This is a genomic window from Roseobacter denitrificans OCh 114 (genome assembly GCF_000014045.1).
GTDB lineage: Bacteria > Pseudomonadota > Alphaproteobacteria > Rhodobacterales > Rhodobacteraceae > Roseobacter > Roseobacter denitrificans.
In genome coordinates this window covers 371612-392996 of sequence record NC_008209.1, presented here as the reverse complement: position 1 = coordinate 392996, position 21385 = coordinate 371612, and the positions used below count along the sequence as shown (strand labels likewise).

Annotated in this window: 21 protein-coding genes; 13 read left to right on the top strand and 8 right to left on the bottom strand. The window is 57.9% G+C overall.

The genetic code is table 11. The features are described from left to right. Nucleotides 1-2 precede the first annotated feature (2 nt). Nucleotides 3-548 carry a CAP domain-containing protein gene (locus RD1_RS01875; protein ID WP_011566741.1) on the bottom strand — a complete coding sequence of 182 codons (546 nt, stop codon included), beginning with the start codon at nt 546-548 and terminating at the stop codon, nt 3-5. A gap of 164 nt (nt 549-712) precedes the next feature. Here RD1_RS01875 and RD1_RS01870 point away from each other — a divergent pair, with 164 nt between their 5' ends. Together RD1_RS01870 and RD1_RS21110 are read left to right on the top strand one after the other, a co-directional pair. After that, complete coding sequence (locus RD1_RS01870; RefSeq protein WP_011566740.1) at nt 713-1324, top strand: L,D-transpeptidase; 612 nt, start codon at nt 713-715, stop codon at nt 1322-1324. A 141-nt stretch (nt 1325-1465) separates the two neighbouring features. After that, nucleotides 1466-1642, top strand: coding sequence for a hypothetical protein (locus RD1_RS21110; protein WP_044025465.1), 177 nt, complete (start codon nt 1466-1468; stop codon nt 1640-1642). A 72-nt stretch (nt 1643-1714) separates the two neighbouring features. Here the strand turns inward: RD1_RS21110 and hemH are convergent, their stop codons facing one another. Then, nucleotides 1715-2788 carry a ferrochelatase gene (gene hemH, locus RD1_RS01860; protein ID WP_171959982.1) on the bottom strand — a complete coding sequence of 358 codons (1074 nt, stop codon included), beginning with the start codon at nt 2786-2788 and terminating at the stop codon, nt 1715-1717. Between the two features lie 55 nt (nt 2789-2843). Continuing rightward, complete coding sequence (locus RD1_RS01855; RefSeq protein ID WP_044032888.1) at nt 2844-3662, bottom strand: methyltransferase domain-containing protein; 819 nt, start codon at nt 3660-3662, stop codon at nt 2844-2846. Between the two features lie 16 nt (nt 3663-3678). On the opposite strand from RD1_RS01855, the gene RD1_RS01850 reads away from it, so the two are divergent. Genes RD1_RS01850 through RD1_RS01835 form a run of 4 tightly spaced genes read left to right on the top strand, consistent with a single transcriptional unit; the run spans nt 3679 to nt 5981 of the window. After that, nucleotides 3679-4410, top strand: coding sequence for a ComF family protein (locus tag RD1_RS01850; protein ID WP_011566737.1), 732 nt, complete (start codon nt 3679-3681; stop codon nt 4408-4410). 39 nt (nt 4411-4449) lie between these two features. Further along, a complete protein-coding gene (gene grxC, locus RD1_RS01845; RefSeq protein WP_011566736.1) occupies nt 4450-4707 on the top strand; it encodes a glutaredoxin 3 in 258 nt (85 codons plus the stop codon). Then, complete coding sequence (locus RD1_RS01840) at nt 4707-5537, top strand: carbon-nitrogen hydrolase family protein (protein ID WP_011566735.1); 831 nt, start codon at nt 4707-4709, stop codon at nt 5535-5537. The genes grxC and RD1_RS01840 overlap by 1 nt, the downstream gene beginning before the upstream one ends. Beyond that, nucleotides 5538-5981: a MarR family winged helix-turn-helix transcriptional regulator gene (locus RD1_RS01835; RefSeq protein WP_011566734.1), complete on the top strand. Its 444-nt coding sequence runs from the start codon at nt 5538-5540 to the stop codon at nt 5979-5981. It abuts the gene before it with no gap. A gap of 98 nt (nt 5982-6079) precedes the next feature. On the opposite strand, the gene ubiG is transcribed toward RD1_RS01835, so the two are convergent. Beyond that, nucleotides 6080-6826 carry a bifunctional 2-polyprenyl-6-hydroxyphenol methylase/3-demethylubiquinol 3-O-methyltransferase UbiG gene (ubiG, locus tag RD1_RS01830; RefSeq protein ID WP_011566733.1) on the bottom strand — a complete coding sequence of 249 codons (747 nt, stop codon included), beginning with the start codon at nt 6824-6826 and terminating at the stop codon, nt 6080-6082. 48 nt (nt 6827-6874) lie between these two features. Here ubiG and pip point away from each other — a divergent pair, with 48 nt between their 5' ends. The 6 genes from pip (at nt 6875) to infB (ending at nt 14213) form a co-directional block, all read left to right on the top strand. Further along, nucleotides 6875-7846 (top strand): prolyl aminopeptidase, encoded by a 972-nt coding sequence (gene pip / locus RD1_RS01825; protein ID WP_044032887.1) that lies wholly within the window; start codon nt 6875-6877, stop codon nt 7844-7846. After that, nucleotides 7843-8736, top strand: coding sequence for an ABC transporter substrate-binding protein (locus RD1_RS01820; protein WP_011566731.1), 894 nt, complete (start codon nt 7843-7845; stop codon nt 8734-8736). Before pip ends, RD1_RS01820 begins: the two co-directional genes overlap by 4 nt. Before the next feature lie 143 nt (nt 8737-8879). Next, nucleotides 8880-9470, top strand: a complete 591-nt coding sequence (gene rimP, locus RD1_RS01815) for a ribosome maturation factor RimP (RefSeq protein ID WP_011566730.1) — start codon at nt 8880-8882, stop codon at nt 9468-9470. Then, nucleotides 9470-11086 (top strand): transcription termination factor NusA, encoded by a 1617-nt coding sequence (nusA, locus tag RD1_RS01810; protein ID WP_011566729.1) that lies wholly within the window; start codon nt 9470-9472, stop codon nt 11084-11086. Before rimP ends, nusA begins: the two co-directional genes overlap by 1 nt. Nucleotides 11087-11108: 22 nt before the next feature. Continuing rightward, entirely contained in the window at nt 11109-11729 is a 621-nt protein-coding gene (locus RD1_RS01805) for an RNA-binding protein (RefSeq protein WP_011566728.1), read from the top strand. Nucleotides 11730-11738: 9 nt separating this feature from the next. Further along, the gene (infB, locus tag RD1_RS01800; RefSeq protein WP_011566727.1) at nt 11739-14213 is read left to right on the top strand and encodes a translation initiation factor IF-2; all 2475 of its coding nucleotides are present in this window, start codon (nt 11739-11741) and stop codon (nt 14211-14213) included. Between the two features lie 333 nt (nt 14214-14546). Here infB and mutT read toward each other — a convergent pair whose 3' ends face one another. The 3 genes from mutT to RD1_RS01785 are packed head-to-tail and all read right to left on the bottom strand — an operon-like array spanning nt 14547 to nt 17054. Continuing rightward, nucleotides 14547-14945 carry an 8-oxo-dGTP diphosphatase MutT gene (gene mutT / locus RD1_RS01795; RefSeq protein WP_011566726.1) on the bottom strand — a complete coding sequence of 133 codons (399 nt, stop codon included), beginning with the start codon at nt 14943-14945 and terminating at the stop codon, nt 14547-14549. A gap of 18 nt (nt 14946-14963) precedes the next feature. Beyond that, nucleotides 14964-16190 carry a bifunctional glutamate N-acetyltransferase/amino-acid acetyltransferase ArgJ gene (argJ, locus tag RD1_RS01790; RefSeq protein WP_011566725.1) on the bottom strand — a complete coding sequence of 409 codons (1227 nt, stop codon included), beginning with the start codon at nt 16188-16190 and terminating at the stop codon, nt 14964-14966. A gap of 6 nt (nt 16191-16196) precedes the next feature. Next, on the bottom strand, nt 16197-17054 hold the full coding sequence (locus tag RD1_RS01785; RefSeq protein ID WP_011566724.1) for a foldase protein PrsA: 858 nt from the start codon (nt 17052-17054) through the stop codon (nt 16197-16199). 174 nt (nt 17055-17228) lie between these two features. Here RD1_RS01785 and secA point away from each other — a divergent pair, with 174 nt between their 5' ends. Further along, a complete protein-coding gene (gene secA / locus RD1_RS01780) occupies nt 17229-19943 on the top strand; it encodes a preprotein translocase subunit SecA (RefSeq protein ID WP_011566723.1) in 2715 nt (904 codons plus the stop codon). 256 nt (nt 19944-20199) lie between these two features. Here the strand turns inward: secA and dnaJ are convergent, their stop codons facing one another. Further along, entirely contained in the window at nt 20200-21354 is a 1155-nt protein-coding gene (gene dnaJ / locus RD1_RS01775) for a molecular chaperone DnaJ (RefSeq protein WP_011566721.1), read from the bottom strand. Nucleotides 21355-21385: the final 31 nt, after the last annotated feature.

The window sequence follows — 21385 nt, the reverse complement described above, 5'->3', positions numbered from 1 at the left end:
GATCAGCTGCCCAGACCGGCACCCGCACCGGATGCCTTTCCGAGAATCAGCGTCCACCAGATCTTGCCGTTGTCTTCCTGAAACCACGCAAAGCCGAGGCGATTCGCATCGGGGGACAGGATCACGCGCCTTGTGTCCGGCTTTTCCATCCATGCCCCGAGCGTTTCGATCTCCGTCTCATAGGTTTCAGAGATGTTTTCCCCCACAAGCGTGCCCGCAAAACCCACCCGCTGCACGCGATCAATGGGGGAGGATCCGTCCGACCCAAAATGCCAGGGTCTGTTTTGCACGGACATATCGCGCGAATGGGTCGCTGCCGCTGCATTCAATTGCGCATCAAGGGCCACAGGGCCCTGACCCGAGGCTGAGCGCAGGGCGTTCACCGCATCCAGCATCCGGAATTGAATATTCGCCGTGTCACGCTCCTTGATTCGGTAGACCTGCGGCAAAGGTTTGCCGTCAGAGCCCAGCCGCGTGCCCGATGATGTCGGAGCACAGGCCGCCAAAGCGACGGTTAACGCAACAAGCAGCGATATCAGACGGATCATTCGGTTCTCCTCAAAGGGTCGTGTTGCCACATATCGCGCAATCGGCGATATATCAAACCCACGCGCATCAGGTTGGTGTGATGACATCTGTTTGATTTGCGACTGAGGCATTCTGGCCATATTATGCCGCGCAACAAAGACCACGGAATTTATGGAGACAGCGAATGTCTGAACAGAACTTCAAAAACCCCGGACGCCGGGCGTTCCTCGCGGGCGGTGCTGCCTTGCTCGCGTCTCCGGCGATCGCGCAGGACCTTGGGTCAGTCAATTCAGCGGGCACCACGCAAGGAGAGCGGGACCTGACGGAAACCGTGCGCCGTAATATATCGAGTTTCCGGACCCTTGACTGGCAACCTTATTTCTCTGATCTGCGAAGGGGCGCCATCCTTGTGGATATCGACAGCCGCGCGTTGCACTATTGGGCGGAAGGCGGAGATTTCTACAAACTCTACCCCTCAAGCGTGCCCCTGTCCGAAGAATTGACTCGCCGCGGCCGTACCAAGATCGTGCGCAAGGTCGAAGGCCCAAGCTGGCGTCCGACGCCGTCCATGCTGGAACGCAACCCCGACTGGCCCGAATTCATCGGCCCCGGGCCTGACAACCCCATGGGCACGCATGCGCTCTACCTCAGCTGGACCTACTACCGGATTCACGGCACGCATGACACACGCAAAATCGGTCGTCAGTCGTCAAACGGATGCATCGGGCTTTTCAACGAACACATTGCCGAGCTTTATGAACTGTCCGAAGTTGGTACACAGGTGTTGCTAATTTGACGACATTTCGGCGGTTTGCGGCTAGAAAAGTGGAATCTGGTTTGCAAAAACAAACCTTTGGTGCTTTACAGTCAATCACGACGTAATACTTGGGCCTGTGCTATCGCTTTGCGTGGCATGCCTTTTCTGGAGGTTTAATACATGAAAAAACTCGTTCTCGCAGCCGCTTTCGCAGCAGCAGCATCGACAGCTTTTGCTGGTTCTTTGGAAGAGCCAATCGTTGAAGCGCCGGTCATCGTAGAAGAAACACAAGGTTCTTCCGCGGGTATCCTGCTTCCACTGCTCCTGCTGGTTATCGTTGCAGCAGCTGTTTCCTGATAGGAATACAAGCATTAAAAAGAGGCGGTGCTTTTCAGCGCCGCCTTTTTTTATTTTCCGGGGTGATCCAGCTTACGTGTCAACCCAACCCTTCAGGTTGTCGTCGATCGTGTTGCACAGCGCCGCGATATGCGCGTCATCATCGTTGAGGCATGGAATATAGGTGAACTGCTCGCCGCCTGCCTCTTCAAAGCTTTCCTTGATCTCTTCGTTGATCTCTTCCAGCGTCTCGATGCAATCCGCCGAAAATGCAGGCGCGCAGACGGCGATGTTCTTTTTCCCAGCCTCTGCCAGTCTTGCCACTTCCTCTACGGTATAGGGCTGCAACCATTCCTCGGGGCCGAACTTGGACTGGAATGTGGTGGTGATTTCCGTATCAGCCCAACCCAAACGCTCTTTCAGCAGGCGCGTCGTTTTCTGGCACTGACAATGATAGGGATCGCCCTCCATCAGATAGCGGATCGGCACGCCATGGTACGAGCACACCAGAATATCCGGCTTGGTGACCATCCCCGCATAGGCCCGCTCAATCGACTGCGCCAGCGCTTCGATATAGTCGGGGCGATCGAAATACGGGTCCACCGTGCGGGTGGTCGGCTGCCACTTCTCGTAGGTCAGTGAGCGGAAAAATTCGTCATTTGCCGTGGCGGATGTGGCCCCGGCATAATGGGGATAAAGTGGGAAAAACAATATCTTGCGACATCCTGCGGCCGTCATGGCCGCAACTTTTGACCGGGTCGACGGATTGCCGTAGCGCATGCAGAAATCAACCATGACCTCGTCCCCATGACGCTGCGCCATGACCTCTTTGACCTTTTTGGTCTGCGCCTTGGTGATGGTCATCAACGGGCTTTCGCCGTCCTCTTCGTTCCAGATGGATTTATAGGCCGCACCGCTGGAAAAGGGGCGTTTTGACAGGATGATGAGCTGCAAGAGCGGCTGCCAGATCCACGGGCTGTAGTCGATCACGCGGCGGTCAGACAGGAATTCGTTCAGATACCGGCGCATCGACCAGTAATCATAATTGTCCGGCGTCCCAAGGTTTGCCAACAGAATGCCGACCTTGGGTTTTGCGACTTCCGGGTGGTCGCTCTCTGCATGTGTGGGCCGCGCCATTGCATTCGCGTGGGAGCTGCTATCCAGCATGTTCTTTTCCTTGTCTACAGGCCATGACCGTCAGATAGATGGTTTTTGGCTCGGGTCAATCACGCAACGGCTGCTCGGGTACACGCAGGGCATCCGCGAGCCGTTGTTTTGCAGAACCAGGTCGAAGCGGCTTTTGTTGCGTGTCGCTTGCCGCCCATCCGGTCAGAAACACCATTTCAAACGTCGCAATAACCTGATCTGCCTGTGTTGCATAGTTTTCTGCGTAAATTGCCGCCATCCGTTCAAAAAGTGCGCGCGGCGGGGTCACGCGCCGCCTTTGTTCCAGCGCGTTCGTTTCACCCATGTTGCGCAGGTCACGCATGAGGTGAAATGCGTCGCGGTATTGCGCCCGCAACGTCACACTGTCCGCCACCGGCAGCGCAAAGCCTGCCCGCTGCAACAGCGCCCCGAGATCGCGGATTTCCCCCATCGGGGCGATGCGCGGGGACAGACCACCGGTGAGTGCGATCTCTGCATCGCCAAGGCAGTTGCGCAATTCCTGCAATGTCTGCCCCCCCAGCGTGGCCGCAATCATCAGGCCATCCGGCTTCATGCTGCGCCGACACTGGATCAACTGACCGACCGGATCATTCGCCCAGTGCAGCGACATGGCATGGATCACCAGGTCATGTGCGCCCACCTCCAGATCCAGCGTTTCTGCGTCGCGAACGATGTGGGCACCCGGCATATGTTTGCGCCAGAGATCGGGAAAAGGCGTGACAACGGCAGGGACTGTAAACGCCCTATTAACCAAGGTCAGCCGATCCTGCACTTCGTCCGCTGCCGATTCTTGCAAGAACAGTTCTCCCGCCACTGCGCGTGCGCGGTGTCGTTCAAGAGCCTGCGTGTCGGTCAGTTTTGTGTCTTTTATCATAAAAGGATCAATTAAGGTGTCGCAGCTCAGTTTTCAAACGGCAGTTTCGCTCGTCTACCCTCCGCGCTGTCTGGGATGCGGCGGACAGGTCGAAAGCGATTTCGGTCTGTGCGGCGGCTGCTGGCGGGATACGCCCTTCATCGGGGGGTCGATCTGTGACAGTTGCGGTGCACCTTTGCCGGGCGACAATCATAACGAATGTCTTAAGTGCGATGACTGCATGATCACGCCGCGCTCTTGGAGCAAGGGGCGTGCGGCGCTGCTTTACAAAGACAACGCGCGGCGTCTGGTGCTTGCCCTAAAACACGGGGATCGTCAGGAAATCGCCGAGCCTGCGGCGCTCTGGATGTCGCGCGCCATCGAAGACTTGCCGTTGGACAATGTTCTGGTCGCTCCGATTCCCCTGCATTGGACGCGGTTGTTGAAACGCAGGTATAACCAATCCGCGCTTTTGGCACAGGCCTTGGCCCGTCACGCAGGGTTGCCCGTATGCCCGGATCTTTTGCAGCGACAACGGCGCACGCAGCCGATGGACGGAATGACCAAGGAAGTCCGGTTCACCTCTGTCAAAGGCGCGATCCGCGCACACCCCAAAAGACGCCACCGGATGGCGGGCCGACCTGTTCTGCTGGTGGATGATGTTTTTACCTCCGGTGCCACCTTGTCGTCGGCCACCGATGCCTGTCTGGCCGCGGGATCAGGGCCGGTTTACGTTGTGACCCTAGCGCGCGTGACAAAGAATACCTAAATGCCTCTTCAACGTCTGTGTTGAACAAGGATCGGTCGAATGAAAAACGTGGAAATCTATACCTCCCCTTTGTGTGGCTTTTGTCATGCGGCCAAACGGTTGCTCTCGCAAAAGGGAATCGACTTTGCCGAAGTGGATGTTCTGGCCGACCCGGATCGCAAGCCGGAAATGGTACAGCGCGCCAAAGGCAGCCGCACGGTTCCGCAGATTTTCGTGGGTGATGTGCATGTCGGTGGGTGCGATGATCTTTACGCGCTTGAGCGTGCGGGCAAGCTGGATCAACTGCTGGCCGCGTAATGAAAACCGCACTGATCCAGCTGAATGTCACCGATGATCCGGAAGAAAACCTGCCGGTCACGCTGGGGTATGTGCGTCAGGCCGCGGCAGAGGGCGCGACATTCATCCTCACGCCCGAGGTGACGAATTGCCTGTCCAACAGCCGATCCCACCAGCGTGAAGTCCTGTCACACGAAGAAGACGACCCCACGCTGAAGGCGCTGCAACATGAGGCGCGCACCCTTGGCGTCTGGATTCTAATCGGCTCGCTTGCATTAAAGACGCAGGATGCGGATGGGCGCTTTGCCAACCGGTCGTTCATGATCGACCCGCAGGGGGATATCGTAGCGCGCTATGACAAAATCCACATGTTTGATGTGCAGGTCACGCCCGAAGAAACCTATCGCGAATCCGAGGGGTATCGACCCGGCGGGCGCGCCGTCACCGCGCAGACGGATTTCGCCACCGTGGGCATGACCGTTTGTTATGACGTGCGCTTTTCCGCGTTGCACATGGCGCTGGCGCGGGCGGGTGCGGACATCCTGACCGTTCCGGCGGCGTTTTCCCCGGTCACGGGTGCCGCGCATTGGCATGCATTGCTGCGCGCGCGCGCAATCGAGACGGGCTGCTATGTTCTTGCGCCTGCGCAAACCGGCACGCATGCGAGCAAGCATCACAAGACGCGGGCAACCTATGGCCATTCCCTTGTGGTTGGCCCATGGGGAGACGTGCAATTGGACGCAGGCACGCAACCGGGCGTTTACATGACCGATCTGCATATGGAACAAGTAGGGTCAGCGCGGGCGAGAATTCCAAGCCTTGCGAATGCGCGCCTTTTCGATGGTCCATGAATGAATGAAGACAAAAACGCCCTTGCAATAGCTCTGTTTACCGAAGTTATGGCGGCTGACCAACTTGTGCGCGCCCGTCTCAGCCGCGTGCTGCCCAAGGGTATGGAAATCTCGCATTTCTCGGTGTTGAACCATCTGGCGTGGATCGCGGATGAACGCACCCCGGCGCAACTTGCCGAGACGTTGCATGTGACGCGCGGGGCGATGACCAACACCTTGGGCAAGCTGGAATGGGCCGGCTATGTCCACATCCGCCCGGATTGGGACGATGCGCGGCGCAAACTCGTCGCGATCAGCCCGGCAGGGCGTCAGGCGCGCGACTATGCCGTCGGCACGGTCACGCCCGTGATTACACAGATGGTCGACAAGATGGGCGCAGAACAGGTACGCGGTGCGATACCCATTCTGCGCGAAATGCGCATGCTCCTTGGGGATGAGGGCTAAAGCGTCGTCTGAAAACCTGAAGTACGCAACGCTGCCTGACTTCAAGGGTTTCAACGCATGACATAACGGTTGTTATTTCAGGCATCGCGTCAGACGCTCTAGGCGGGCTTCACGCTCGCCGTGACGTAGTTCACGCTCAGATCCCGACCCGACAGTTTCCAGGACCATGAGATCGGGTTGAACACGAATCCCTTGCGGTCCACCGGGTCCATCCCCGATTGACGCAGCAGATCGTAAAGCTCATCCGGGGTGATGAATTTGGACCACTCATGCGTGCCTTTGGGCAGCCAGCGCATCACATGTTCTGCCCCGATGATGGCCATCACATAGGATTTCGGGTTGCGGTTCAGGGTCGAACAGACCTGCAATCCACCGGGTTTCAGCAACTGACGACAGGCGATCAGGTAGTCGATGGGGGAGGCGACATGCTCCACCACCTCCATGTTGAGGACCACGTCGAATTGCTCTCCCTCAGCGGCCAGCGCTTCGGCGGTGGTATGGCGATAATCTATGGTCAGGCCCGATTGCTCGGCATGTACACGCGCCACGGGGATGTTCCGCTCTGCCGCATCTGCGCCCACGACATCCGCTCCGAGCCGCGCCATGGGTTCGGCCAGCAACCCGCCCCCGCAGCCGATGTCCAGAATACGCAATCCTTTGAACGGTTCCGGGCTTGCCAGATCGCGGTCAAATTCACCTGCAATCTGCGTGGTGATGTAATCCAGCCGACACGGGTTCAGCATGTGCAGCGGTTTGAATTTCCCGTTTTCGTCCCACCATTCAGCCGCCATCGCCTCGAACTTGGCAATTTCGGACGGATCAACAGTTGTTTGTGGCGCTTGCATTCTCGGCTCCATATGATCATGTATCTTTCCGTACTATATAGGCCCCTAATGGATAAATTCTCGGACCAAAAGCGCGCAGTGCAATACCTGTACCCTCCGGTTGATCCCTTCGATCAGCGGATGCTGGATGTTGGTCAGGGGCATCGCATTTATGTTGAACAATGTGGCAACCCCGCAGGCATTCCCGTGATCGTGTTGCATGGGGGCCCCGGCGGTGGATGCAGCCCTGCCATGCGCCGGTATTTCGACCCTACGGTCTTCCGTGTGATCCTGTTTGATCAACGTGGCTGTGGTCGCTCGCGACCCCACGCCAGCGTGACGCATAACACCACATGGCACCTTGTGGATGACATTGAACTGATCCGGCGCACGTTGGATATCGACGATTGGATCGTATTCGGCGGCAGTTGGGGGGCCACACTTTCGCTGATCTATGCGCAATCACACCCGGACCGCACGCGGCATCTGGTCTTGCGCGGTGTGTTCCTGATGACGCAGGCCGAGCTTGACTGGTTCTATGGTGGTGGCGCGGGCAAGTTCTGGCCAGAGGTCTGGGCGCGGTTTACCGGGCCGATCCCCGAAGACGAGCGGGGCGATCTGATCGAAGCCTACCGCCGCCGCCTGTTTTCCGGTGACATGCCGCAGGAGACACGTTTTGCCAAGGCCTGGTCGTCCTGGGAAAATGCGCTGGCGTCGATCCACTCTTCGGGCACATCCGGGGACGCCCCCGGTGAATATGCGCGGGCCTTTGCACGGCTTGAGAATCATTACTTCTCCAATGCCGGGTTTCTGGATTTTGACGGGCAGATTCTGGCGAATGTGGGCCGGATCGCCCATATCCCCGGTGTCATTGTGCAGGGGCGCTATGACATGATCTGCCCCCCTGACAGCGCCTACCGCCTCGCGGAAGCCTGGGAGAATTGCGAGTTGAAAATGGTCCGCAATGCCGGGCACGCCCTATCCGAACCGGGAATCAGTGCAGAACTCGTGCGCACCATGGACAGGATTGGCGGGCGATGACGCGGCGCTCGCATATGGATCGTCGTGCGCTGTTTGCCACGGGTGCCGCTGCGGCCTTGCTCGCGGCCACGGGCGTATCGGTGCAGGCAAGTCCGTCGCGCAAGGGACGGTTGCGCGCGGCCCTCTCGGGGGCAAGCCGGACGGATCGTTTCGATGCCCGGCAAGACCATGGCCTGTTCATGCAGGTGGCCATGGCCGGTGCGGTTTTCGACACGCTGACCGAAGTCGCCGCGGATGGCACGCTTCATGGCGAGTTGTCGACCGCTTGGGAAGGGGATGCGCGCGCGCAGGTCTGGACCCTCACGCTGCGAGACGATGTCGATTTTCATGACGGCACGCGGTTTGCGGCACAGGATGTGGTGGCGTCTTTTGATCTGCACCGCGATACGTTGCTGGCCGATGTGGCGCGGGTTGCCGTGCTTGATGCGCGGCGTGTTCTGGTTGAACTGCACAGAGGCGACCCTGACTTCCCCTATCGTTTGTCGGACCCCCGGTTGGTGATGTACCCGTCCCGCAATATCGCGGAGGCGATGAGAGACGGCATCGGCACGGGGCTTTACAGGGTGCAGCGCTTTCAGCCCGGTCGGCATTTTCTGGGTGCACGGGTTGCGCATCACTACAAAGACGGGCGCGCCGGGTGGTTTGATACGGTGGAACTGGTGGCGCTGTCCTCAAGTGCTGTGCGGGCCGAAGCGCTCAGGGACAATTACGTGGACGCAGCGGAACTGTCGGATACGGCTGATCTGGCGGACCTGTCGGGCATCACGCTGTTGCCGGAAACGCACGCAATGACGGCGGCTGTGTCGCAGGGTCTTGCCTTGCCGGCCCAGACCGGGAGGCGCTGGCCACTGGATAACCTGCGCGCCGCTGAGCGGTGGTGGATGGCCTGAGACGATCAGGGGTTGCAGTAGCGGCATACCGGGTCTATATGCTGTTCAACAGCGGCGCTTTCGGGTCCAAACCGAAAGCCCAACCGGAATTTTGAACGGGCCCTGCGCCCGTTTTTTTGTGCTTGAAGCAAAACGAAAGACGTATGAACAACGACCTGATTGCCAAGGCTGCCATAGACCGCCGCATGGCCGAGATCATCACACCGGTGATCGAGGACATGGGATTTGAACTGGTGCGCGTCCGCCTGATGTCGGGCAAGTCGACCATTTTGCAGATCATGGCGGATAGGCCGGATGGCGGGATCGAGGTGGATGACTGCGCCGAGATCAGCCAGGCGGTGAGTGCGGTGCTGGATGTCGAGGACCCGATCCTTGATGAGTACACGCTTGAGGTTTCAAGCCCGGGCATCGACCGTCCGCTGACACGTCTCAAGGATTTTGAGATGTTCGAAGGCTATGAGGCCAAGATCGAAACCGGTGATATGGTTGATGGCCGCCGACGGTTCAAAGGCGCGCTGGCCGGTGTTGAAGATGATGAGGTCCTGATCAATATCGAAGAGGGCACGATTGGCCTGAAGTTCGACTGGTTGAGTGATGCCAAACTGGTGCTCACGGACGACCTGATCAAGGAAATGCTGCGCCAGCGTAAGGCTGCCGGTGCGCTTGACGAGACAAATTTCGACGAGGTTTCTACGGAGCTAGAGACCGATACGCCTTCTGAGGGAGACCAATAATGGCGATTACATCCGCAAACCAGCTTGAGCTGTTGCAAACGGCCGAGGCCGTGGCACGAGAGAAAATGATCGACCCCGGTCTGGTCGTAGAAGCGATGGAAGAATCGCTCGCCCGCGCGGCGAAGTCTCGCTACGGCGCGGAAATGGACATCCGGGTGCATATTGATCGCAAGACGGGCCGGGCGACGTTCACCCGCGTGCGCACGGTGGTCGAAGACGAATTGCTGGAAAACTATCAGGCGGAATTCACCGTTGAGCAAGCCAAACAATACATGGAAAACCCTGAGGTCGGCCAGCAACTGATCGAAGAAGTCCCCCCGGTAGAGATGGGCCGAATCGCGGCGCAATCCGCCAAGCAGGTGATCTTGCAAAAGGTGCGCGAAGCCGAGCGTGACCGCCAGTACGAAGAGTTCAAGGACCGCGCGGGCACGATCATCAACGGTCTGGTCAAGCGCGAAGAATACGGCAATGTCATCGTGGATGTGGGGGCTGGCGAAGCGATTCTGCGCCGCAACGAAAAGATTGGCCGCGAATCCTATCGCCCGAACGACCGTATCCGTGTCTACATAAAAGACGTGCGCCGTGAGCAACGCGGCCCGCAGATTTTCCTGTCCCGCACAGCGCCCGAATTCATGGCCGAGCTGTTCAAGATGGAAGTGCCTGAGATTTACGATGGTATCATCGAGATCAAGGCGGTCGCGCGGGATCCCGGATCACGTGCAAAGATTGCGGTGATTTCGTATGATGGGTCGATTGACCCGGTTGGTGCCTGTGTCGGTATGCGCGGCAGCCGTGTTCAGGCAGTGGTGAACGAGTTGCAGGGCGAGAAAATCGACATCATTCCGTGGAATGAAGATCAGCCGACGTTCCTTGTGAACGCGCTGCAACCTGCCGAAGTGTCCAAAGTTGTTCTGGACGAAGAAGCAGGCAAGATCGAAGTCGTCGTCCCCGAAGAGCAGTTGAGCCTTGCGATTGGTCGCCGGGGTCAGAACGTGCGTCTGGCGTCACAACTGACTGGTCTCGACATCGACATCATGACCGAAGAGCAGGAAAGCGCGCGCCGTCAGGCCGAATTTGAACTGCGTACGAAGCTTTTTGTCGACAATCTGGATCTGGATGAATTCTTTGCCCAGTTGCTCGTGTCCGAAGGTTTCACCAGCCTTGAAGAAGTCGCCTATGTCGAAGTGGATGAGCTGTTGGTGATCGACGGGGTCGATGAGGATACGGCGAATGAGCTTCAGGCGCGGGCCCGCGATGTGCTTGAGGCACAGAACAAGGCAGCCCTTGAAAGCGCGCGCGCCCTCGGTGTCGAGGACAGCCTGATTGAATTCGAAGGGCTGACACCACAAATGATTGAAGCGCTGGCAAAAGATGACGTCAAAACGCTTGAAGATTTTGCAACCTGTGCCGACTGGGAACTGGCAGGCGGCTGGACCACGGTGGATGGTGAACGCTCGAAAGATGATGGCGTGCTGGAACCCTTCGACGTCACGCTGGAAGAGGCGCAGGATCTGATCATGACCGCCCGTGTCATGTTGGGTTGGGTTGATCCGGCAGATCTTGAGCCCGACGAAGACGTTGCCGAAGACGCTGAAGCGGAGGAAGCCGAGGTCTGATCTCAGGCCTCGGTGGCACCTGATGGGTCGTGGTGGCGCTCCCAAAGACCGCGGTGACGGTCCTGAACGCAAGTGCATTGCCACGGGCGACGTGCAGCCTAAGTATGGGCTGGTACGTTTCGTGGTCGGGCCCGACGGGGATGTCGTGCCCGATATTCTTGGCAAATTGCCGGGGCGCGGTATCTATGTCTCCGCGGATCGGGCTGCGTTGGAAAAGGCCATCGCCAAAGGTCTCTTCTCGCGTGCTGCGAAACAATCGGTTAAAGTGCCAGAAACACTTGTTAACGAGGTCGAAACGCAACTGGCCCGCCGAGTTGTCGATTTGATTTCGCTGCAACGCAAGGCTGGCCGGGCCGTTGCCGGGTTCGAAAAGGTAAAGAACTGGCTGCAAATGGAAGAGGCAGAGGTGCTGATTCAGGCAGTTGACGGCTCAGGCCGTGGAAAATCGAAATTGAGCACGCCGCATTACGGATCCTACATCGGTTGGTTGACGGCAGACGAATTGGGTTTGGCATTTGGGCGCCAAACTGTGATACATGGGGCGCTCGCCTCTGGTGGACTCACGCAACGTGTTGTAGAGGAAGCCCAACGACTTAAAGGCGTGCGCGTAAAAGAGGATGGCAGGGGCCATCCGAAAGGATAGACGAGCTACATGAGCGATACTGACGGCAAAAAAACTCTGGGTCTTCGCGGCGGTGCGCCGCGTCCAGGCAACGTAAAGCAGAGCTTTAGCCACGGGCGGACGAAAAACGTCGTGGTAGAGACCAAACGCAAGCGCGTTGTGGTGCCCAAAGCAGGTGCGACGACGTCGGCAGGTGGCAAAGCCCCCATCGGGGACCCGTCCAGAAGGCCGGCGGGTATTTCCGATGCGGAGATGGAACGTCGCCTGAAGGCGGTCAAGGCAGCGAAAGCACGTGAGGCCGAAGAAGAAGCGGCGCGCATTGCCGAAGAAAAGGCGCGTGCCGAAGAACGTGAGCGCCGCCGTGCTGAACAGGAAGAACGCGAACGCGCGGAGCGTGAACGCGAGGAAAGCCTGAAAGCCAAGGCAGAAGAAGACAAGCGTCGCAAGGACGAGGCCGAGGCGGCCGCCAAAGCCGCCGCAGCGCCTGCTGCAGAACCCGTCGTGCAACGCCCGGCTGCCAAAGCAGCCCCCGAACCGGCGCCGCGTAAGCAACAGGACCGCGACCGCGACAACAAACGCGGTGGCAAGGGCAACGATGACAGCCGTCGCTCCGGTAAACTGACGCTGAATCAAGCGCTTGCCGGTGGCGAAGGCGGACGTCAACGCTCGATGGCAGCCATGAAACGCAAGCAGGAGCGCGCGCGCCAGAAAGCCATGGGCGGTCAGGTCGAGCGTGAAAAGGTCGTGCGCGATGTGCAGGTGCCTGAGGCGATTGTGGTTTCTGAACTGGCGAACCGCATGTCCGAAAAGGTCGGTGAAGTCGTCAAGGCGCTGATGAACAACGGCATGATGGTGACGCAGAACCAAGCGATCGACGCGGATACTGCGGAACTGATCGTGCAGGAATTCGGCCATCGAATCGTGCGTGTTTCGGATGCTGACGTCGAAGATGTCATCAAGGAAGTCGAGGATGATGAGGCGGACCTCAAGACACGGCCGCCGGTCGTCACCATTATGGGTCACGTGGATCACGGCAAAACCTCTTTGCTGGACGCCATTCGCAAAGCCAAGGTTGTGGCGGGCGAAGCTGGCGGGATCACGCAGCACATCGGTGCCTATCAGGTCAAGACCGACAGTGGCCAACTGTTGAGCTTCCTCGACACGCCTGGTCACGCGGCCTTTACGTCGATGCGGTCCCGTGGCGCGCAAGTTACTGATATCGTTGTGCTTGTTGTCGCCGCCGATGACGCGGTGATGCCGCAAACCATCGAAGCGATCAATCACGCCAAGGCGGCGGAAGTGCCGATGATCGTCGCGATCAACAAGATCGACCGCCCGGCGGCGGACCCGACGAAAGTACGCACGGACCTGCTGCAACATGAGGTTATCGTTGAGCAGATGTCGGGTGATGTTCAGGATGTCGAAGTTTCGGCGATCACCGGGCAAGGTCTTGATGACCTGCTGGAGGCGATCGCGCTTCAGGCAGAGATACTTGAGCTCAAGGCCAACCCAAATCGGGCGGCACAAGGTGCTGTCATCGAAGCGCAGCTTGACGTTGGTCGGGGGCCTGTTGCGACGGTTCTGGTTCAAAACGGGACACTGCGCCAGGGCGACATCTTTGTCGTCGGAGAGCAATACGGTAAGGTGCGTGCGCTGATCAACGATCAGGGCGAACGTGTCAAAGAGGCTGGTCCGTCGGTCCCGGTTGAGGTGCTTGGCCTGAATGGCACGCCAGAGGCTGGCGACGTGTTGAACGTTACATCAACCGAAGCGCAGGCGCGCGAAATCGCGTCCTACCGCGCGAATGCCGCGAAAGACAAACGTGCGGCTGCCGGTGCGGCGACGACGCTTGAGCAGCTGATGGCCAACGCCAAGGCGGATGAGGATGTCAGCGAATTGCCGATTCTGGTGAAGGCAGATGTGCAAGGTTCTGCCGAAGCAATCGTTCAGGCGATGGAGAAAATTGGCAACGACGAAGTGCGTGTCCGGGTTCTTCATTCCGGCGTTGGTGCGATCACCGAAACCGATGTGGGCTTGGCCGAAGCGTCCGGCGCACCAATCATGGGCTTTAACGTGCGGGCGAATGCCTCAGCCAGAAACACGGCGAACCAGAAAGGTGTCGAGCTGCGTTATTATTCGATCATCTACGATCTGGTCGATGATGTGAAAGCGGCTGCATCCGGGTTGTTGTCGGCGGAAATCCGTGAAAACTTCATCGGCTACGCGACCATCAAAGAGGTGTTCAAAGTGACCGGCGTCGGCAAAGTCGCGGGCTGTCTGGTGACCGAAGGTGTTGCGCGCCGTTCCGCAGGCGTGCGTTTGCTGCGTGATAACGTGGTGATCCACGAAGGAACGCTGAAGACACTCAAGCGCTTCAAGGACGAGGTGGCTGAGGTTCAGTCCGGTCAGGAATGCGGTATGGCCTTCGAGAATTATGACGATATCCGGGCCGATGATGTGATCGAAATCTTCGAGCGTGAAGAGATTACGCGAACCCTGACCTGAGCCTGTCGATGGCAAAATACAAAAAGAGGCAGCGATGATGCTGCCTCTTTTCGTTTCTATTCCTTACCCTTCGGTCCTAATCAGGCGGCTTTTGTGACCGGTACGCCTGCGTAGGTGGTGTTGTTTACCCTCACAACAATCCTACCATCAGGCAATGCCCGCACGTAGGTTCCTTGCACAGATATCGCACTGCCTTGCATAATTGTCCGTAACATGTCTCTCCTCCCCAGGATAATGACACGATTCAAATCTAGGTTGTAATTAAAATTTGTCACACATTTGTTTCGAATGTGTTAACAGATTTTAATAAATTGGCGCTTTTTTTCCGAATTCTTAAAGAAGATCGCGCAAAACGGGAATGAGCGGTATGTCTGCGGCGGGCATCGGGTAGTTCTTCAGGTCCCTTGCAAACACCCATTTCAACGATTGATTCTCTTTGGACATGGGCGTGCCTTCCCATTTGCGGCAGGCAAAAAGCGGCATGAGCAAATGAAAATCATCATAACTGTGGCTGGCAAAGGTTAAGGGGGCCAGACAGGATTGCCATGTGTTGATGCCCAGTTCTTCCTCCAACTCCCGGATCAATGCGTGTTCCGGTGTTTCCCCCGCTTCGACCTTGCCGCCGGGAAACTCCCAGAGCCCCGCCATGGCTTTCCCCTCTGGTCGTTGCGCCAGCAAAATCCGCCCGTCAATGTCGATCAATGCGACCGCAGACACCAGAACCGTTTTCATCTCGTACCCTTTGCAGTCTCAGGACCGATAGTCCGCGTTGATTTCAATGTACCCATGGGTCAGATCACATGTCCAAACGGTCGCCTTACCTGACCCCAGTCCGATATCGACGTGGATGCAGATATTCTGTCCCTTCATATGCGCGGCCGCCTCCGCTTCGACATAATCCGGGTTCACCCAGCCCTTTCGGGCGACCTCCACATCGCCGAAACGGATCGACAGCGCGTCGCGGTCCGCCGGGGCACCGGATTTTCCGATTGCCATGACGATGCGGCCCCAATTGGGGTCTTCACCGGCGATGGCGGTCTTGACCAAGGGCGAATTGGCAACCGACAGCGCATGCGTCTTTGCGTCCTTGTCAGACGCGGCCCCGGTGACGGTTATCTCGACAAATTTCGTTGCGCCCTCCCCGTCCTTGACGACGAGATGGGCGAGATCTTTCATCACTTTGTGCAGCGCATCGCCAAAGGGCGCGCTGTCACCCACATCCACCCCTGATGCGCCGGTGGCGCAGACCAGCACCGTGTCCGATGTCGACGTATCACTGTCTACGGTGATACAGTTGAAAGTCTTTTCGTTATGTGTCGCGACGAGGGATTGCAGGGTGCCTTGATCAATCCTGGCATCGGTAAAGATATAGACCAACATGGTCGCCATATCCGGCGCGATCATGCCCGACCCTTTCGCAATCCCCGCGATAGAGACTGTTTTACCGTCGATTTCAACAGAAGCCGTCGCGCCTTTCGTGAAGGTATCCGTTGTCATGATGGCGGCGGCGGCGGCCTCAATGGCGTTGGGATCGAGTGTTGCTGCCAGAGTGTCGAGGCGCTCGGTAATGCGTTCGAACGGCAGCGGTTCTCCGATCACGCCGGTCGATGATGTGAACACGCGGGTTTCTGGCACGTCGCAGGCCCGCGCCACGGCGCCCACGATCCGGGCCACGGCGTCGCGCCCGTTGCGCCCCGTGAAGGCATTGGAGTTACCCGAATTCACGAGAATGGCCGCGCCGTCCTTCGCTGGCCCTCCCAGCTTTTCCTGGCAGTCAAGCACAGGGGCCGAACGGGTGGCCGATTTGGTAAAGACACCCGCGACTGTTGTGCCGGGTGCCAGTCTGGCCAGCATCACATCAGCGCGACCCTCGTATTTGATCCCGGCGGCAACGGTCGAAAACGAAACGCCGTCAATGACCGGCATCTCTGGAAACCTCTTGGGTGCCAGTGGCGATACAACGGTAATTTTAGCCATGTTTCGTTATTCCAAAAGGTCGAACCGGTTGATCAGATCGAACCGCTCATCTGCGTTTTCAAACGGCGTCACCTCAATCGCTGCTCCGGCAGCTGCGTTTTGGATGATACCAAGTGCTGCATCCTGCGCGAGACGAGCCTCTATGCCTTCCCGTGCTTCTTCGAGCGTCGGAATGTTCTTTTGCCGCGTGTCGTTAAGGGTGATCACATGCCAGCCGAATTGCGTTTCAACAGGATCAGAGACCTCTCCGACCTCCAGTGCGATGGTTGCGGCTTCGAAACTCGGAACCATCATGCCCGTGCTGAACCATCCCAACTCGCCGCCATTCGGGCCGGAGGGTCCGGTTGATTTCTCCCGCGCGGTTGCCGCGAAATTCGCACCGCCATCAATCGCTTCTTTCACTGCGATTGCTTCTTCTTCGGTCGCGACCAGAATATGGGAGGCGTTGAACTCTTCTTCGGGGTCCAGGTTGCCAAATTCTGCGTCATAGGCCGCTTGTATGTCCTCTTCGGTGACGGCCTGTTCCAGCCCTATTTCGATCGCCTTGGCGGCCTTCAGGGAGCGTTCCTGATTTTCCAGCGCCATCGCCTCCCCGGCGGACAGGCTTTCAATTCCCTGTGCCAATGCGGTCTGCTGAATCAGTTGTTCAACAATTCCATTCCACAGCTGCTCAGCGGGCATCTGATTATAGCGTTCACCCAACGTGGCGCGCGCTGCGATCATGTGACCCAGCTTGATGTCCTCGCCATTCACTGTCGCGATGACCGTGTCTGCCGTCAGCGCGGTGTCATCCTGTGCAACCACAGGGGCAGCAATCGCTGCCGTCAACGCGGAAAAAGCCAGAATTCTGAGATGTTTTTGCATGTAATCGTCCTATGAGGGGGTCGCGACGGGGCGCGACATTGACACGGTTTGGCGTGACCCTTACATCCCGCGTGTGGCGCTGCAAGAGTGTAGCGATCAATAACTTTCTATGGGCTGCGTCGCAGACGAGCAAGCAGATCGGCACCTGCCCGTATTACTTCGGCTGGAGAACGCATGCTGGGCATCGGAACTATTTCAAGAAAGATCTTTGGCTCGCCCAACGACCGTAAAGTCAAAGCGACCCGTCCTGTCATTGCCCAGATCAATGCGCTTGAACCTGAGTTCGAAAAACTCAGCGATGAGGGGCTCAAGGAAAAGACCGAAGAGTTCCGCAAACGTGCGCTGGAGGGGGAAAGCCTCGATGCGTTGTTGCCCGAAGCCTTTGCCAACTGCCGCGAGGCGGCGCGCCGTGCCCTGGGGCTGCGTGCCTTTGACACGCAGTTGATGGGGGCCGTGTTCCTGCATCAGGGCAATATCGCCGAGCAGAAAACCGGTGAGGGTAAAACGCTGACCGCCACCTTTGCCGCCTACCTGAACGGGCTGACGGGTCGTGGTGTGCACATCGTGACGGTCAATGAATATCTGGCAAAACGCGACGCCGCTTGGATGGGCAGCGTCTTTGGTGCCTTGGGTCTGACCACCGGCGTGGCCTATTCCGACATGCCCGAGGATGAAAAGCGCAAGGCCTATGCCAGCGATATCACCTATGCGACCAATAACGAGCTTGGGTTTGACTATCTGCGCGACAATATGAAATCCGAGTTGGATCAGATTTATCAAAAACAGCATAACTTCGCCATTGTGGACGAAGTCGACAGTATCCTGATCGACGAAGCGCGCACGCCTTTGATCATTTCCGGTCCCTCTCAGGATCGGTCCGAGATGTACAAGACCGTCGACGCGGTGATCCCTCAGGTGCGTGACGATCATTTCGAGTTGGATGAGAAAACCCGCAACGTCACCTTTACGGATGAGGGCAATGAGTTTCTCGAAGAAATCCTGCACGCGCAGGGCCTCCTCGAAGAGGGCCAGTCGCTCTATGATCCGGAAAGCACAACGGTTGTTCACCACGTCAATCAGGGTCTGCGCGCGCATAAACTGTTCCAGCGCGACAAGGATTACATCGTGCGCGACGACAATGTCGTTCTGATTGATGAGTTCACGGGCCGTATGATGCCCGGTCGTCGGCTGTCCGATGGTCTGCACCAGGCCATCGAGGCCAAGGAAGGCGTTGACATCAAACCGGAAAACATCACGCTGGCTTCCGTTACGTTCCAGAATTATTTCCGCCTGTATGACAAGCTGTCCGGCATGACCGGTACGGCCCTGACCGAAGCCGAAGAATTCATGGAAATCTATGGTCTTGGTGTGGTCGAGGTGCCGACGAACAAGCCCATCGCGCGGGTTGACGAAGACGATCAGGTCTATCGCACAGCGCGCGAGAAATACGAGGCGATGCTGGAAAAGATCAAGGAAAGCAACGCAAAAGGCCAGCCGGTTCTGGTCGGTACGACCTCCATCGAAAAGTCGGAGATGTTGAGCAATATGCTCAAACAAGCCGGTATCACCCACAATGTTCTGAACGCGCGCCAGCACGAGCAGGAAGCGCAGATTGTGGCCGATGCAGGTAAATACGGCGCGGTGACGATTGCGACAAACATGGCGGGCCGTGGGACGGATATTCAGCTGGGCGGCAATGTGGATTTGCAGGTCATGAATGCCCTGACCGCCGACCCCGATGCGGACCCTGAAGCCCTGCGCGCCAGCATCGAGGCGCAGCATGCAGATGAAAAGGCCAAGGTGCTGGCGGCAGGCGGTCTTTATGTTCTGGCCTCGGAACGCCACGAAAGCCGGCGCATCGACAACCAGCTGCGCGGGCGGTCCGGTCGTCAGGGTGACCCGGGGCGGTCGTCATTCTTTCTGAGCCTCGAAGATGACCTGATGCGTATCTTCGGGTCGGAACGGTTGGAGAAAGTCCTCAAGACCCTTGGCCTCAAAGAGGGTGAGGCGATTGTGCACCCTTGGGTCAACAAATCTCTTGAGCGCGCGCAGTCAAAGGTCGAAGGCCGCAACTTTGACATCCGCAAACAGTTGCTGAAGTTCGACGACGTCATGAATGAGCAGCGCAAGGTGATCTTTGGTCAGCGTCGCGAGATCATGGAAGCCAAGGACCTGTCCGAGATCACGACGGATATGCGCCATCAGGTCATCGACGATTTCATCGAACAATATCTGCCGCCGAACACCTACGCCGATCAATGGGATGCAGAAGGCCTGTATGCCGCGGTTCAGGAGCAACTGGGCATTGACGTGCCCGTGATGGATTGGGTCGAGGAAGAGGGCGTCGACGACGAAGCCATCCGCGAACGTCTGGTCGAGGCGACCGACAAGCTGATGACCGAAAAAGCCGGTCAATTCGGTGCGGAAAACATGCGCAACATCGAAAAACAGCTTTTGTTGCAGGCGATTGATACGAAATGGCGTGAACACCTGTTGACGCTGGAGCATCTGCGTTCGGTCGTCGGGTTTCGTGGGTATGCACAGCGCGATCCGCTCAACGAGTATAAGAACGAATCGTTCCAACTGTTTGAATCCATGCTGGACAGCCTGCGCGAAGATGTGACGCAAAAGCTCTCGCAAATCCGTCCGATGACGGAGGAAGAACAACAGGCGATGATCGAACAGATCCGCGCCCAGCAGGCGGCTGCCCAAGCGGCGGCAGCAGGCCCGACCGTATCCGCACAAGCCGGACCGGTTGCCGGGCCGGCGGACGCAGCTGTAGCCTTTGACGAAAATGACCCATCTACCTGGGGCAACCCGGGACGTAACGAGCCTTGTCCCTGTCAGTCAGGCAAGAAGTTCAAACACTGTCACGGCCGTTTGATCTGAACCATCGAACGGAATGGTCCCATCTTTGAGCGTTTGACGAAATACCTGAAACATCAGGTATCAGGTAACGCAGGACTGCTGTCTTCGGCGCTGAAAAACCGTTGCGCGGCCCTGATGGCAGCAGCTTAAGATCGGGCACGGGGCGTATGCCGCCCTCCATCAAAACGGGACCGTAACCGTTGTCGATATCCGCCATGCCTGATGGGGTTTTGCTGGCGGGCCTGACTGGCCCGCCCAGATCATATGGCTTTTAACCCTAGCCCTTCATGCTGTCCCAAAAGCTTTTGACAGACGAGAAAAAGCTAGATGATTCCGGGTTGTTGTTCTCGGATAACTCATCGAATTCTGCCAACAGTTCCTTTTGGCGGGATGTCAGGTTGACCGGTGTTTCAACCGCGAGCTCTATGAACATATCACCCGAAGACCCACCTCTGAGGGCTGGCATGCCCTTGCCGCGCAACCGCATCTGACGTCCTGACTGGCTGCCGGACGGGATCTGGACGCGGCCGCGGCCACCGTCGATCGTCGGCACTTCTATCGAACCACCGAGCGCCGCCTTGGCCATGGACACAGGCACGCGACAAAACAGGTTTGTCCCATCGCGTTGAAACAATTCATGTTCTGCCACTTCGATAAAAATGTAAAGATCGCCCGACGGGCCGCCGCGCATGCCCGCTTCACCCTCACCGGCGAGCCTGATGCGGGTTCCTGTCTCGACCCCAGCCGGGATATTGACGGATAGCGCGCGATCTTTTTCAACACGGCCCGCCCCCTGACAGCTTTTGCAGGGATTCTTGATGATCTGGCCAAGGCCGGAACATGTCGGGCAGGTGCGTTCGACTGTGAAAAAACCTTGCTGTGCGCGTACCTTACCCATGCCCGAGCAGGTTGGGCAGGAGCTCGGCTCGGAACCGCCCTCGGCGCCCGAACCGTTACAGGTTTTGCACCCTATGGATGTCGGGACATTAATGGTTTTCTGCAAGCCGCTAAAGGCGTCTTCAAGGTTGATCTGCAAGTTGTAGCGCAGATCGGAGCCGCGCGATGCTCGATTTCCACCACCGCGTTGACCACCGCCCGCGAAGTTTCCGAACAGATCGTCAAACACATCTGAAAACGCCGACGAAAAGTCCTGACCGCCGCCAAAACCGCCACCGGGGCGGCCGCCACCGCCGCCGCCCATACCGCCTTCAAAGGCTGCGTGGCCATAGCGGTCATATGCAGCCTTCTTGTCGGCATCCTTCAACACTTCATAGGCTTCGTTCGCTTCTTTGAACTGGGCTTCTGCGTTTGGATCATCCTTGTTCCGGTCAGGGTGCAGCTCTTTGGCTTTGCGGCGATACCCCTTTTTTATGTCATCGCTCGAAGCGCCCTTGGAGACGCCAAGCACCTCGTAATAATCACGTTTTGCCATGAAAATATCCCCTAGATGGAACGTGACGGGC

What these genes read in the sequence shown, in the direction of transcription:
- infB (WP_011566727.1), top strand. Translation starts at nt 11,739, where the DNA reads ATGAGCGATACTGACGGCAAAAAAACTCTGGGTCTTCGCGGCGGTGCG.
- ubiG (WP_011566733.1), bottom strand. Translation starts at nt 6,826, where the DNA reads ATGCAAGCGCCACAAACAACTGTTGATCCGTCCGAAATTGCCAAGTTC.
- grxC (WP_011566736.1), top strand. Translation starts at nt 4,450, where the DNA reads ATGAAAAACGTGGAAATCTATACCTCCCCTTTGTGTGGCTTTTGTCAT.
- RD1_RS01785 (WP_011566724.1), bottom strand. Translation starts at nt 17,054, where the DNA reads ATGCAAAAACATCTCAGAATTCTGGCTTTTTCCGCGTTGACGGCAGCG.
- RD1_RS01855 (WP_044032888.1), bottom strand. Translation starts at nt 3,662, where the DNA reads ATGATAAAAGACACAAAACTGACCGACACGCAGGCTCTTGAACGACAC.
- RD1_RS01870 (WP_011566740.1), top strand. Translation starts at nt 713, where the DNA reads ATGTCTGAACAGAACTTCAAAAACCCCGGACGCCGGGCGTTCCTCGCG.
- hemH (WP_171959982.1), bottom strand. Translation starts at nt 2,788, where the DNA reads ATGCTGGATAGCAGCTCCCACGCGAATGCAATGGCGCGGCCCACACAT.
- nusA (WP_011566729.1), top strand. Translation starts at nt 9,470, where the DNA reads ATGGCGATTACATCCGCAAACCAGCTTGAGCTGTTGCAAACGGCCGAG.
- RD1_RS01840 (WP_011566735.1), top strand. Translation starts at nt 4,707, where the DNA reads ATGAAAACCGCACTGATCCAGCTGAATGTCACCGATGATCCGGAAGAA.
- mutT (WP_011566726.1), bottom strand. Translation starts at nt 14,945, where the DNA reads ATGAAAACGGTTCTGGTGTCTGCGGTCGCATTGATCGACATTGACGGG.
- rimP (WP_011566730.1), top strand. Translation starts at nt 8,880, where the DNA reads ATGAACAACGACCTGATTGCCAAGGCTGCCATAGACCGCCGCATGGCC.
- pip (WP_044032887.1), top strand. Translation starts at nt 6,875, where the DNA reads ATGGATAAATTCTCGGACCAAAAGCGCGCAGTGCAATACCTGTACCCT.
- RD1_RS21110 (WP_044025465.1), top strand. Translation starts at nt 1,466, where the DNA reads ATGAAAAAACTCGTTCTCGCAGCCGCTTTCGCAGCAGCAGCATCGACA.
- argJ (WP_011566725.1), bottom strand. Translation starts at nt 16,190, where the DNA reads ATGGCTAAAATTACCGTTGTATCGCCACTGGCACCCAAGAGGTTTCCA.
- dnaJ (WP_011566721.1), bottom strand. Translation starts at nt 21,354, where the DNA reads ATGGCAAAACGTGATTATTACGAGGTGCTTGGCGTCTCCAAGGGCGCT.
- RD1_RS01835 (WP_011566734.1), top strand. Translation starts at nt 5,538, where the DNA reads ATGAATGAAGACAAAAACGCCCTTGCAATAGCTCTGTTTACCGAAGTT.
- secA (WP_011566723.1), top strand. Translation starts at nt 17,229, where the DNA reads ATGCTGGGCATCGGAACTATTTCAAGAAAGATCTTTGGCTCGCCCAAC.
- RD1_RS01820 (WP_011566731.1), top strand. Translation starts at nt 7,843, where the DNA reads ATGACGCGGCGCTCGCATATGGATCGTCGTGCGCTGTTTGCCACGGGT.
- RD1_RS01875 (WP_011566741.1), bottom strand. Translation starts at nt 548, where the DNA reads ATGATCCGTCTGATATCGCTGCTTGTTGCGTTAACCGTCGCTTTGGCG.
- RD1_RS01805 (WP_011566728.1), top strand. Translation starts at nt 11,109, where the DNA reads ATGGGTCGTGGTGGCGCTCCCAAAGACCGCGGTGACGGTCCTGAACGC.